This is a genomic window from Streptomyces sp. L-9-10, assembly GCF_004151105.1.
GTDB lineage: Bacteria > Actinomycetota > Actinomycetes > Streptomycetales > Streptomycetaceae > Streptomyces.
In genome coordinates, this window is the sequence record NZ_PHRF01000016.1 from 82,887 (window position 1) to 95,499 (window position 12,613).

The window sequence follows — 12,613 nt, forward strand, 5'->3', positions numbered from 1 at the left end:
CCGGTACCGCTGACGCCTCCGCCACCGGTCCCGCCGTCGGCGGCCCCTGACGCCACCGGCGCCACCGGCGCGGCTACCGCCGGTCGTCGAAGCGCCTGACGCCCCCCGGCGTCACCACGGCCCGTACGGGGTGGTCGTGCGGCTCCTCCGGGACCCGCGCGACCACCTCGTTCTCGTACAGCAGGACGGTCAGCGCGGGTTCCGCTCCGGCGCGGGCCAGCCGGCCCAGGACCCGGTCGTACGAGCCGCCGCCCCGCCCCAGCCGCATGCCCCGCCCGTCCACCGCGAGGCCGGGCAGCAGCACGACCTCCGCCTCCAGCACCGCGTCCACGCCGAGCCGGGCACCGTCCGGCTCCAGCAGCCCCCGCCCCGCGGGTACCAACCGGTCCGCGCCCCCGTACTCCGCCCAGTCGAGGTCGTTGTCCGCCAGGAGCACCGGCAGCAGGACCCGTACCCCCCGCGCACGCAGCGCGTCGAGCAGCGCGCGTGTGCCGGGCTCGCGCCCCACCGAGACATACGCGGCGACGGTCCGGGCGTCGGCGAGCTCCGGCAGATCGAGTGCGCGCCGCGCGAGAACCGCCCCGGTTTCGAGTGCGTCCTCCCTGGACAGGAGCGCCCTCAGGGCGAGGAGTTCGCGGCGCAGCGCGGCCTTTCCGGGCATGTCGTTACTCATCATTGCGCACCGGACATCACAAACCTCGCGTCTGATCGTTTATGAGACGAAAGTTAACCGGAGTATCATCTTCCGCCTATAAAGCGCGGATAGTGTACTCCGCATGACTCATTCGCCCTCCCGGATCACCAAGGCTGTCATCCCCGCCGCAGGCCTCGGCACCCGGTTCCTGCCCGCCACGAAGGCCACTCCAAAAGAGATGCTGCCGGTTGTGGACAAACCCGCTATTCAGTACGTCGTCGAGGAGGCGGTAGCCGCCGGTCTCTCCGACGTCCTCATGGTGACCGGCCGCAACAAGCGCCCGCTGGAGGACCATTTCGACCGGAATTACGAGCTGGAGGAGGCGCTGACCCGGAAGGGAGACGCCGGCCGGCTCGCGAAGGTCCAGGAGTCCAGCGACCTCGCCACCATGCACTACGTGCGTCAGGGCAACCCCAAGGGCCTCGGACACGCCGTGCTCTGCGCCGCCCCGCACGTCGGTGACCAGCCCTTCGCGGTGCTGCTCGGTGACGACCTGATCGACCCCCGCGACCCGCTGCTGTCCCGCATGGTCGAGATCCAGGAGCGTGAGGGCGGCAGCGTCATCGCGCTGATGGAGGTCGACCCGAAGCAGATCCATCTCTACGGCTGCGCCGCCGTCGAGCCCACCGGTGACGCCGATGTGGTCAAGGTGCACGATCTGGTCGAGAAGCCCGACACCGCGGACGCCCCCAGCAATTACGCGATTATCGGCCGCTACGTCCTCGACCCCGCCGTCTTCGGCATACTGCGCCAGACCGAGCCGGGCCGCGGGGGTGAGATCCAGCTCACCGACGCGCTCCAGCAGCTTTCCGCCGACGAGAAGGTGGGCGGACCGGTCCATGGCGTGGTTTTCAAGGGCCGTCGCTATGACACAGGCGACCGCGGCGACTATCTGCGTGCCATTGTCAGACTCGCGTGCGAACGTGAAGACCTGGGCCCGGAGTTCCGCGCCTGGCTCCGCAGTTATGTCAGCGAGGAGATGTAGCACTTGAGCAGCACGGCAGAATCGGTACCGGCCGCCGGCCATGAGCGGCTGTGGTCGGTGGACGACCATCTCGCGGACATCCTCGCCGCGGTCCACCCGCTCGACCCCATCGAGCTGCAACTGCCCGACGCCCAGGGCTGTGTGCTGGTGGAGGACGTCACGGTACCGGTGGCTCTGCCGCCGTTCGACAACAGCTCCATGGACGGATACGCGGTCCGCACGGCCGATGTGGCGGGTGCCACCGACGAGTTCCCGGCCGTGCTGACCGTCATCGGCGATGTCGCGGCGGGCAGCGGCGCGTTGCCCGAGGTCGGCCCCGGGCAGGCCGCCCGGATCATGACCGGCGCCCCGCTGCCGCCCGGTGCCGAGGCCGTCGTCCCGGTGGAATGGACCGACGGCGGCGCGGGCGGCGGCGCGGCCACCGCCATGCGCCCCGCCGGCGCCGGCGGTGAGGGATCGAGCGGTGAGGTACGGGTGTTCCGCTCGGCCGAGGCGCGCGACCACGTCCGCTCGCGCGGCAGCGATGTGCGCGCCGGTGACCTGGCCCTGGAGGCGGGCACGGTCCTGGGGCCGCCGCAGATCGGCCTGCTGGCCGCCATCGGCCGCGGTTCGGTACGGGTCAGACCCCGCCCGCGCGTGGTCGTGCTCTCCACCGGCAGCGAGCTGATCCAGCCGGGCGAGGAGCTGGGAGAGGGCCAGATCTACGACTCGAACAGCTTCGCGCTCACCGCCGCCGCCCGGGACGCGGGCGCCATCGCGTACCGGGTCGGCGCCGTCACCGACGACGCCGACACACTCCGCGCCACCATCGAGGACCAGTTGATCCGCGCCGACATGGTCGTCACCACGGGCGGCGTCAGCGTCGGGGCGTACGACGTCGTGAAGGAGGCGCTCTCCTCCGTCGGCGACGAGGACGAGCCGGGCGGCGGTGTCGACTTCCGCAAGCTCGCCATGCAGCCGGGCAAGCCGCAGGGCTTCGGCTCGATCGGCCCGGAGCACACCCCGCTGCTCGCGCTGCCGGGCAACCCGGTCTCCTCGTACGTCTCCTTCGAACTGTTCGTCCGCCCCGCGATCCGCGCCCTGATGGGCCGGGAGGACGTGCACCGCCCCGTCGTCCGGGCGACACTCGCGGCCGGCGAGACGCTGTCGTCCCCGGCGGGGCGCCGCCAGTTCCTGCGCGGTACGTACGACGCCGAGGGGGGCACGATCACCCCCGTGGGAGGGGCCGGTTCCCACCTCATCGCCGCCCTCGCCCATGCCGACGCGCTGATCGTGATCCCGGAGGAGTCCGTCTCGGTGGAGCCCGGCACGGAGGTCGACGTCGTCCTGATCGGCTGAGCACCGCGCGGTGGCGGTACCGTGTCTGCCCACACAGGCCCCGTCGGGCCCGGACCGGGAGCGCCACAGCGAATGACCGTGTTTTCCCGGGGGGAGACCCCCGGACCCCCTCAGCAAGGCAGCTTGACGCATATCGACGAGTCGGGCGCGGCTCGCATGGTCGACGTCTCGGCGAAAGAGGTCACGGCGCGCGTCGCGCGCGCCAGCGGCCGGGTGCTGGTCTCGCCGCGCGTCGTCGAACTGCTCAGGGGCGGGGGAGTGCCCAAGGGGGACGCCCTCGCCACGGCGCGTATCGCGGGCATCATGGGCGCCAAGCGGACCCCCGACCTGATTCCGCTCTGCCATCCGCTCGCCGTCTCGGGGGTCACGCTCGACCTCTCGGTCGCGGACGACGCCGTCGAGATCCTCGCGACGGTGAAGACCACCGACCGCACGGGCGTCGAGATGGAGGCCCTGACCGCCGTCTCGGTGGCCGCGCTGACCGTGGTCGACATGGTGAAGGCGGTCGACAAGGGCGCGGTCATCACGGACGTACGGGTCGAGGAGAAGACGGGCGGCAGGTCGGGGCACTGGACCCGGCCCGGGGCGGTGGTGCCGCCCGGGGCGGCGGTCCCCGAGGCGGACGGAGGTGCGGAGTGAGTACGCCCGCGAGAAGCGGCGGTCCCGGTCCCGGGACCGAGCCGCGGTCCGCCTCCCGGTCCGTCCCCCCGTCCGCCTCGGAGAGCCCCACCGAACCGTCCGCGTCCCGGTCCGCCAAGCCGTCCGCGTCCCGGTCCGCAGGCCCGTCCGCCTCCACGTACCGCGCCCTGGTCGTCACCGCGTCCAACCGCGCCGCCGCCGGGGTCTACGCGGACACGGGCGGCCCGATCCTCGCCGACGGCCTGACCGCGCTGGGCTTCGCGGTCGACGGACCGAAGGTCGTCCCCGACGGGGATCCGGTCGAGCAGGCCCTGCGTGAGGGCGTCGCCGCCGCGTACGACGTCATCCTCACCACCGGCGGTACGGGCGTCTCCCCGACGGACCGCACCCCGGACGCCACCCGGCGCGTGCTCGACTACGAGATCCCGGGCATCCCGGAGGCGATCCGCGCCGAGGGCGCCGCGAAGGTCCCCGCCGCCGCCCTCTCCCGGGGGCTGGCGGGTGTGGCGGGTCGGACCCTGATCGTGAACCTGCCGGGCTCGACGGGCGGGGTACGGGACGGTCTCGCCGTGCTCGGCCGGCTGCTCGTCCACGCCGTGGACCAGATCCACGGCGGCGACCACCCCCGTACCTCCGGATGAACCCGGCCTGGCCCGTGATGCTGGTGGACGGAGACATCACCCTCCGCCCCATAAGGATGCGCGACCAGCGCGCGTGGCGTGAGGTGAACCGGCGCAACCGCGACTGGCTGCGGCCCTGGGAGGCGACCATCCCGCCGCCGCCCCCGGGCGGCCCGGTCGCCCAGCGCCCCACCTACCGTCAGATGGTCCGCCACCTGCGCGGCGAGGCCAACGCCGGCCGGATGCTGCCCTTCGTCATCGAGTACCAGGGCCGGCTCGTCGGCCAGCTGACCGTCGCCGGCATCACCTGGGGCTCGATGTGCTCGGGTCATGTCGGGTACTGGGTGGACCGCGAGGTCGCGGGCCGCGGCGTCATGCCGACCGCGGTCGCCCTCGCCGTGGACCACTGCTTCCGTTCGGTCGGATTGCACCGCGTCGAGATCTGTATCCGCCCCGAGAATGGCCCCAGCCGCCGGGTGGTCGACAAACTCGGATTTCGCGAGGAGGGGCTGCGCCCCCGCTATCTGCATATCGACGGAGCGTGGCGGGACCATCTCATCTATGTGCTCACCGCCGAGGAGGTGCCCGAGGGGCTGCTCCGTCGCTGGCGCAGGGCCCGACCAGGTGCGACCGGAAACGATCAGAAAATGAAATAAGTGTTCGATAATGATCGGCATATGGCCATAAACTGATCCGCACCATCACAAAAAAATTCAGTGTTATCAGCTGGATCGTGCGACACACCGGCTCAATTGGCGGATGCCCTCGTGCGAACCCCTCTACGGTGTGAACCGTGAGCAGCAGCGGCCTGATCTACGCAGTCATTGTCGGGGCCTGGGCCGCCTACTTGGTGCCGATGTGGCTCCGCAGGCAGGACGAGCTCAATGAGGCACGCCCGACGGAACGCTTCAGCACCGCCATCCGGCTGCTGTCCGGACGGGCGTCCATGGAGCGCCGTTACGCCAAGGAGCTTCAGGAGCGCACCGCCGAGGAGGCGGGGCCCGACCGGGAACCGGACAGCCGCACGGAGTCGATCAGCTCCGTCGATGTCCGGGCCTTCTCCGCGCCCCCGGCCCGTACCGAGGCCCGGATGGAAATCCGCGCGGACGTCCCGGCCCCGGCCAGGCCGGAGGCCGCGCGCCCGGCGTCCCGTCCCGCCCAGGCGTCCCGCCCGGCGCCCGCGCGCCCCGCGCCCGACCGTTCCGCCCCCGCTCCCGGGCGGCGCGCTCCCGAGCGGCGCGTACGGCCCTCGGGCGCCGCGGCGGAACGCGCCCGGCGCGCACAGCGCCTCCAGGTCCTCGCCCGCCGGCGCCGTACCACCGTGGTCCTCTTCCTCGCCTTCACACTCGGCACGGTCGTCGCGGCGGTCGGCGGCCTCGGCTTCCTCTGGGCGCCGGCCGTCCCGGCCGTACTCCTGAGCGCGTACATCGTGCATCTGCGCGGTCAGGAGCGACGGCGCTTCGCGTTCACCATGGACCGGCGCAGGGCCGAGGCCGCCGCGCAGCGGCTCCGTGAGAACCGCCCGCGCCGCCACCAGCCGTCGACGGCCGCCGCGGGCGAGCCGGACGAGGAGCCCGAACCCGGCCCCGAGCCTGCCCCCGCGCCCACGGTCTCGCCCCAAGAGGCGGGCCGCCGCGCCCTGGTCGAGCAGACCGACCACGCGGAGTGGGTGGACCAGCAGCGCGAGCGCGGCCCGGCGAGCGGCGACAGCTGGGACCCCGTACCGGTCCCGCTCCCCACGTACGTCACGGCCCCGGTCGCTCCCCGGGCCACCGGCGGCGTCGAGGTCGGCGACCCGGAAACGTGGAGCGCGGCCCGCTCCTCCACGGCGGAGCCCGCGGTGGAGCCCCCACCGCCGCCCCGCGCCCCGGCCCCCCGCCGCACGCGCGACCGCGGCAGGACCCCGCTGTTCGACCAGTACGACGAGGACGACCGCCCCCGAGCGGCCAACGAGTGACCCAGCGCCCCCCACCCCGCCCCCGCTCACCCCGCCCACCCCCGGGCCCGGTGACACGGTGCCCCGGTGACCAGCCCCTGACGGATTTCCGAGCACGGCGGAGAGGGTGCTAAAGTTTCACTCGTTGCAAGGGCCTGTGGCGCAGACTGGTAGCGCACCTCGTTCGCATCGAGGGGGTCAGGGGTTCAAATCCCCTCAGGTCCACAACAACAAGGCCGTTCAGTGGTTCATCCAGGAACGGTTCACGAGATCCCGGTCAGACGGTCATCGTCTGACCGGGATCTCGTCGTTTTGAGCTCCTGCTGGTGTGAGAGTCAGCCTGCCGGGCCGTTGGGAAGCGCAGTGGTCCGTCTCGGAGGCCCGGGGTTTGGGAAGCGGGCCTGCCGTGGAGACCGCCGGAGTGGAAGCAGGCTCCTACGGTCTCGCGACGCGTCGGTCCTCACTCACTGGAAGCTGAGCCGGTGCGGGTGTGTGGGGTCGTCAGGGCAGGTGAAGACGCGCATCAGCCCACGACCGAGATAGACGCCGGTGGGGACGTTGGCACCCATCGAGTGGACGCTGTCCCGGTCCTCGAGCGGGACCCAGCTCAGCGTGCCGTTGTCCCACTCGCGGTCGTGGACGGTCAGCAGGGGCCGCATGGCCACGCCGCACGAGCAGGTCATCGGAGCCGGCCCTGTGAGGTGCCAGGAGGCGAACCCGCCGACTTTCCATCCCGGTGGGATGGACAGGTCGTGCTGGTAGGTGAGTTCGGACTGTTCGGGGCCGTCGCCGGTGGCGGCCTCGTATTCCTCGTAACTGTCGTAGCTGCCGGGGTCCTCGGAGTCGTCCTCGGCGTCCAGGAGTTCTTCCTCCCATACTTCGATGGACTCCTGGAGTTCCTGGCTCAGCATGCCGAGGTATTCATGCTCCGTCACCTGTTCCGGGTCGATCACGCACGTCATGGGCACGCATTCCTGACGGCCGACGACAACGGGCTCCGGGATGTCCGAGAGAATGTCCGTCACATCCTGCGAGTGCCGCCATTTCAGTACCACGTCGACTGTACGGTCCGGTCCGTGGGCCTCGAACGGGCACCAGAAGACTTGAAGGAGGTCCTTCCCCTCGGGGCCGTTGAGATCCGGAATGTCACGGGTGAACAACTGGGCGGCGGCGAGAAGCGGAATGGGATCTTCCGTTCCGATCTCGGGGGCGTGCAAGCCTGGTTGGAGAGCGGAGAGAGCCTCACGTTCGGGCTGCGACAGTTCACCCCGAGGGTCGCGCTGCCAGGCGGCGTCCAGAATCCGGCGCTCCTCCCGTACGTCCTCCAGCCGGTGCCCCGTGCTTTTGTCGTGGGAGGCCGTGCACACGGGCCACGGCTCGGCGGAAGGCCACAGGAACGGGCCCGCCACTGAGCTCTCGTCAGGCTTCGGAGAGCCTTTCCGGGGGTGCAGGCGGGTACTCGTGCGACGGTACCGGACAAGTTCCGGGAAAACCTCCTCGATATCGACGGGCCGTTCGGGCGTGGTGCGCGTCACTTCTTTCCTCCCAGTTGCTGTTCCCCGCGGATGCTACACGCCGGTTCGAATCCCGGCAGCGGGGTTCTCCATACTGTGGGTGAACTTGAATTTGTCATTGCCGAAAGCGGTGAAGTCGATACGGATCGGGATTGGATTGCTGCCTTCGTAGACCGGCTTGATGTTGTACTGAACGATTTCGCCTTTCTTGACCGCGTCGAAGATGACCTGTTCGACCTGGTCCCGCTGGTCCGGTGAATTCGTCGGCGTCTGCGTCTGGGTCACCAGGTTGTGAAACGCCAGCCTTCCCTTGCCCGCGCCGCCCAACCGGTCGGCGAGCAGATGTCCCCGCGCCTCGTTGAAGGCCGTTCCGTTGCCGCGCCAGCCTGGTGGCCACAAGGAGCCGGCCTCCGAACCGGTGTGCAGCATCTCCGGACGGAGCTGCGCGTAGACGCCGGTGGGACGGCCCAGGTGATCGAGACGACCGTAACGAACGCCGCCGTTCCAGTCGTACGCGTCCATCTGACAGCGCTTGGGAGCGAGTCCCAACGGGTCGGTCCACGTCCACGGATTGAGGACGTAGGTGGACGGGTTGGGCGCGGGTGACAGGCCCAGCGGATCCAGACTGGTGTAGCGGGCTGTGTCGGGGTCGTAGAGGCGGAAGTAGTTGTAGTGGAGCCCGGTTTCGGGGTCGGCGTACTGGCCCGGGAAACGTAACGGTGTGTATGCCGTCGCTCCCTTGTTCCACGCGGTGGTGCCCCAGCACGTAGAGCGGCTGCGCCAGGCTGTGTCGCCCGTCTCGGACACGAGCTCGGTCGGTGTGCCGACCAGGTCGGAGACGATCACGAAGAACCGGGCGTCGGTCTCCTCGTCGCCCGGCGTCCTGCGCTCGTACTGCGCGAGCGGCCTGTTGCCTTCGTATTCCCAGGTCACCACGGTGCCAGTGGACGTATCCGACTGTTCGGCCAGATGTGTGCCGTCCCAGGTGAAGTGGACGGTCTCCGCGACTGTCCGGCCGTCGGCGGCCATACGAAGCTTCGCCGTGCGCCGTCCCAGTGGGTCGTACGTGTAACGCCACACGGTGCCGTCGGGCGTGGTGCACGCGATGAGGCGGTCCTCGGCGTCGTACTCGTAGCGCCAGGTGTCGGGCCTTCGCGACAGCCGGGTGCGGCGCCGTACGACGACTCGGCCCGCCGCGTCGTGCTCGTAGCGGATCGATCCCGCGGAGATCAGCCGTCCGCCGTCGTAGGCGCGCCGGCCGCGGGCGTCCGCATGCCCGTTCGCTTCCGGCCAGTCGGCCGCTGTCTGGTTGCCGGCCGCGTCGTAGGTGTAGCGCTCCCGCCAGCCCGGGGCCTCGACGGCGACCGGGCGTCCAAGCGGATCCAGGGATATGTTCATGTCCCGGCGGCTGTCCGCGGTCGACTCGCTCCATGAAACCGGATAGCTGTCGGCCCGGTAGACGTACTGCCGCTCGCGCAAGGTGACGCCGCGCGATGTCAGTGACCGATGGCTCGGCCTGCTGCGCGTGTCCCAGGCGGTGTCGAGGGTTACGGGTGTCTGAAGCGTGCCCAGGACTGGGACAGTTCGCGGCCGAGGACATCGTGCGTGAAGGCCAGGGCGTGTCCGTCGGTGATCAGACGGACGCGGTCACCTTCCGCGTTGTACTCCAGCCTGCTGACGGCACCCGTGGGCGTGGTCCGTGTCAGACGGCGGCCCAGGAGGTCGTAGGTGTAGCGGCTGGTACGGCCGTCAACGGTCTCGGAGACGAGGCGGCCCATGACGTCCCTCTCCATGGTGAGAGCGGAAGCCGGGGACCGCGCACCGATCAGCCGACCGCCGGCGCTGTATGTGTAGTGAGTGACGGATCCACCCGAGTCGAGGGCGGCCAACCGGCCCATGGCATCCCATGTGTAGGTGAAGGTCTGGCCGAGCGGCGTGGTCCGGGATCCGAGGCGTCCTGCGGTGTCGTACGTGTACCGGGTCTCACGGCCGTCGAAATCACTCTCGGCGGCGAGCCGGCCGGCCGGGTCGTATGAGTAGTCCCAGGACCGCCCGAGTGGGTTGGTCACCCGCTCAAGGCGCAGCTCCGTGTCGTATCGCAGCTCGTAACGCGCTCCGTCGGCGGTGGTGCGGGTGATCGGCTTGTCGAAGTGCCCGTACTCGGCCGCTGTCACGCCACCGTGCGCGTCGGTGTGAGTGAGGCAGTTCCCCTCGCCGTCCCAGGTCCATTCCTCTCGGCTGCCGTCTTTGAGGATCCGGGAAAGCAGCCGGTCCTCGGCATCCCACGCGAAGTGTTCGGTCCCTCCCATGGCGTCGGTGATCCGCGTGGGGCGGCCCAGATGGTCGCGCACGACGCGGGTGACATGGTGTCCGGCGTCGGTGATCTCAAGAGGCAGCCCGGCCCGATCGGCTCGGATACGGGTGACGCCGCCGAGCGCGTCCGTGATGCCGGCCACGGCACCCGTGCGATCGTGGGTGAAGCGGGTGACACTCCCGTCGGGAGAGCGGGTGCTGGTGCAGTTGCCCAGTTCGTCGAAGGTCTGTCGCCAGACGGCTCCCTCAGCGGTCGTCACCTCCACGGGAAGGCCGAGTGCGTTGTAGTGGGCGGTGGCCAGGGCGCCGTCGGGCAATCGGACCGAGGCCAGATTGCCCTTGTCGTCCCATGTCAGCTCCGTGGCATGGCCCAGCGGGTCGGTCCGCGAGATCAAATGGCCGTCCGGGCCCCAAGCCTGGGTGGTGGTGTTGCCCAGGGGATCCGTCTCCGCGATCACCTGAAGACGGTGGTTGAGCCGGAACACGGTGGTGGCGCCAGTGGAATCGGTGTAGCGGACGACGCGGTGGCCGGTCTCGGCCTCGACGCCGTATCCGAACGTGGAGGACAGGAAGCCGTCCGGGCCGATGGTCCGTACGACGCGGCCACCGTCGTACACGTACTGGAACGTCGAGAGGTTCCGGTCGGTCCACGACGTGATACGGCCGTCGGCATCGTAGGTGAAGCGCATCGGCTGTCCGACAGGGCCGGTCAGGTCGGTGAGGTCGCCTGCCGCGTCGTAGCCGTAGTCGAGAAGGGTGACCGGTCCGGAGGGAGCGCGCACGGCGAGCGCGGTGACGCGGGAGCTGTCGGCGGTCAGTTGTACGCGGTAGCCGCCGCTGTGTGTCACGGAGACAGGTGCGCCATCGGGGCGCCGTGCGAAGGACACATAGTTGTCGTTACGGTCCCTCACCTCCTTGAGCCAGTACGCGGGGGACCCGTTGTACGGGCTGCCGGTGAAGTACCACGTCGACCCCGAGGACGGGTCGGTTATTCGGTACGTCGTGGACGCGTTGTCCTGCCCCTCATACATCAGGGGAAGGTCCGGACCCTCAAGCGGCTGGACGCCGTCGGTGTCGCCGGGAGCCGGGAGCCCCGCGTAGATCAGCAGGGAGCCGTCCTCCCGCGCCCAGACCGCGCCTTTTCCCTTGGCGTCCAGTTCGATGCGTTCGTCCAGGGTGGAGGCCCAACTCCGGCCGAACCAGCGGCCCCACCGGTATTCGGACAGGTGGGTACGGCGCAGGACGAGGGGAAGGACACCGGGGAGCGACAGATCTGTCTGGGGAAGTGTCATCTCGCCGGTGGCGACATCGACCGGATCGTTCTTGCACGTCTTCTTCTCCAGCGAGACGGCGTTGCGGCGAGGGTCGTCCTTGGCGCCGTCGAGGGAGTTCGGCTTGACACGTGTGTTGTCGGATCCGCGACGGTGCTCGCCGTCCGAGACGCCGCGGCGTCCGCCCAGGCCGCCCTCGTCCCTGCCGTCGTTCGACACGATGCTCTTGACGCGGTCTCGGATGTCCTGGTCGGTGTTTCTGTGGGTCTTGGAGCTTCTGGTGATGGCGTTGGGCACCGTCTTGCCGACGTGGTCGCCAAGGTCCTTCAGCGCCTTGCCGAGTCTTTCCGTGACCCCTTCGATGGTGGTGTCCAGGACGGCGGTCAGGGAGTCCTTGCCCTTGGCGCGCCCGTGGTGGCCCTTGGCTCTGCTGAGCTTGTCCTTGGTCCTGCCAGTCATCGAGATCTGCACGTTGGCCAGGTGCATACCGGCTTTGCCGTGCGCATCGTGGTCGATCTCGGGACCGCCGCCCGGCGCCGGGCCGGACGACCCACCGGCCGAATTGATCTGTAGCCCGTCTTTCCCGGCCCGCACTGTCCGGTCGGTGTCGTAGCCGTCCTGCACTCCTGCCGCGTTCATCGCGGTCTGGATCGCCAGGTCGGCGACGATGTTCTCGATGGCCGCGACCGCAGGCTCGGTGAGCGTCGCCACGATCTCCGAGACGGCCGCCTCCGCCATTTCCCTCAGGATCCTCTTGAACGCGATCCGGGTGGCCGCGATCTTGGCACCGGCCAGGAGTGTCGACAGCCCCGCCGTCACGGGTGCGAAGGCGAGCGTGACGCCCACCGTGGCGCACAGGTCGGCCAGTTCACCCACCGCGGCGATCTTCCGGGCCACGATGATGTCCGCCACCCGGTCCAAAGCGCCCGCTACTGTCCGGGAAGCCTTCGCCAGGTTCTGGTGCTTGCCCTGCACCTTCGACCAGTGGTTGTCCAACGCCGTCAGGGACTCGCTCTGCCCGGTGGAGAGCAGCTGCTGGATGTGCTGGTAGGCGGCGTGCGCGTCATCTTCGGCATCATCCGCGAACTCCCGCAACGCGTCGGCCATGTCGCGGTAGGCGTCCTCGTCGACGTTGGGCCACCCCACACCGACCACATCGAGCATCGTGTCGACGCCTTCTGGAATTGTGTAACCCACGACGCAACAGCCCCCGCTCTGCTGGTAATCAGTTCATACGATCTTTCAGCATGTCATGGGACGTGGGGAGCCACCCCGGCCGGTCCTCCCGGCCCTGTCACGGGCC

At 69.9% G+C, this 12,613-nt stretch carries 10 protein-coding genes and 1 tRNA gene; 7 read left to right on the forward strand and 4 right to left on the reverse strand.

What is annotated here, in order from left to right; genetic code table 11:
- Nucleotides 1-73: 73 nt before the first annotated feature.
- A complete protein-coding gene (locus CU044_RS03440; RefSeq protein ID WP_129766931.1) occupies nucleotides 74-661 on the reverse strand; it encodes a 5-formyltetrahydrofolate cyclo-ligase in 588 nt (195 codons plus the stop codon).
- 115 nt (nucleotides 662-776) lie between these two features.
- Here CU044_RS03440 and galU point away from each other — a divergent pair, with 115 nt between their 5' ends.
- The 7 genes from galU to CU044_RS03480 all read left to right on the forward strand — a co-directional run bounded on the left by galU (nucleotide 777) and on the right by CU044_RS03480 (nucleotide 6,437).
- Nucleotides 777-1,679, forward strand: a complete 903-nt coding sequence (gene galU, locus CU044_RS03445) for a UTP--glucose-1-phosphate uridylyltransferase GalU (protein ID WP_129766932.1) — start codon at nucleotides 777-779, stop codon at nucleotides 1,677-1,679.
- A gap of 3 nt (nucleotides 1,680-1,682) precedes the next feature.
- The gene (glp, locus tag CU044_RS03450; RefSeq protein WP_129766933.1) at nucleotides 1,683-3,017 is read left to right on the forward strand and encodes a gephyrin-like molybdotransferase Glp; all 1,335 of its coding nucleotides are present in this window, start codon (nucleotides 1,683-1,685) and stop codon (nucleotides 3,015-3,017) included.
- A 72-nt stretch (nucleotides 3,018-3,089) separates the two neighbouring features.
- Nucleotides 3,090-3,656 (forward strand): cyclic pyranopterin monophosphate synthase MoaC, encoded by a 567-nt coding sequence (gene moaC, locus CU044_RS03455; RefSeq protein ID WP_129766934.1) that lies wholly within the window; start codon nucleotides 3,090-3,092, stop codon nucleotides 3,654-3,656.
- A gap of 167 nt (nucleotides 3,657-3,823) precedes the next feature.
- Nucleotides 3,824-4,297 carry a MogA/MoaB family molybdenum cofactor biosynthesis protein gene (locus CU044_RS03465; protein ID WP_129767026.1) on the forward strand — a complete coding sequence of 158 codons (474 nt, stop codon included), beginning with the start codon at nucleotides 3,824-3,826 and terminating at the stop codon, nucleotides 4,295-4,297.
- Nucleotides 4,294-4,932, forward strand: a complete 639-nt coding sequence (locus CU044_RS03470) for a GNAT family protein (RefSeq protein WP_129766935.1) — start codon at nucleotides 4,294-4,296, stop codon at nucleotides 4,930-4,932. Before CU044_RS03465 ends, CU044_RS03470 begins: the two co-directional genes overlap by 4 nt.
- Nucleotides 4,933-5,069: 137 nt before the next feature.
- A complete protein-coding gene (gene glpR, locus CU044_RS03475) occupies nucleotides 5,070-6,233 on the forward strand; it encodes a gephyrin-like molybdotransferase receptor GlpR (RefSeq protein ID WP_129766936.1) in 1,164 nt (387 codons plus the stop codon).
- A 130-nt stretch (nucleotides 6,234-6,363) separates the two neighbouring features.
- Nucleotides 6,364-6,437, forward strand: a tRNA-Ala gene (locus CU044_RS03480).
- 239 nt (nucleotides 6,438-6,676) lie between these two features.
- Here the strand turns inward: CU044_RS03480 and CU044_RS03485 are convergent.
- The 3 genes from CU044_RS03485 to CU044_RS03495 form a co-directional block, all read right to left on the reverse strand.
- Nucleotides 6,677-7,621 (reverse strand): hypothetical protein, encoded by a 945-nt coding sequence (locus CU044_RS03485; protein WP_240045314.1) that lies wholly within the window; start codon nucleotides 7,619-7,621, stop codon nucleotides 6,677-6,679.
- 159 nt (nucleotides 7,622-7,780) lie between these two features.
- Nucleotides 7,781-9,205, reverse strand: coding sequence for an RHS repeat-associated core domain-containing protein (locus CU044_RS03490; RefSeq protein ID WP_129766938.1), 1,425 nt, complete (start codon nucleotides 9,203-9,205; stop codon nucleotides 7,781-7,783).
- Nucleotides 9,206-9,273: 68 nt separating this feature from the next.
- Nucleotides 9,274-12,507, reverse strand: a complete 3,234-nt coding sequence (locus CU044_RS03495) for a DUF6531 domain-containing protein (RefSeq protein ID WP_129766939.1) — start codon at nucleotides 12,505-12,507, stop codon at nucleotides 9,274-9,276.
- Nucleotides 12,508-12,613: the final 106 nt, after the last annotated feature.

Coding starts and splice junctions, on each gene's coding strand:
- galU (WP_129766932.1), top strand. CDS start 777: ATGACTCATTCGCCCTCCCGGATCACCAAGGCTGTCATCCCCGCCGCA.
- moaC (WP_129766934.1), top strand. CDS start 3,090: ATGACCGTGTTTTCCCGGGGGGAGACCCCCGGACCCCCTCAGCAAGGC.
- CU044_RS03470 (WP_129766935.1), top strand. CDS start 4,294: ATGAACCCGGCCTGGCCCGTGATGCTGGTGGACGGAGACATCACCCTC.
- CU044_RS03440 (WP_129766931.1), bottom strand. CDS start 661: ATGCCCGGAAAGGCCGCGCTGCGCCGCGAACTCCTCGCCCTGAGGGCG.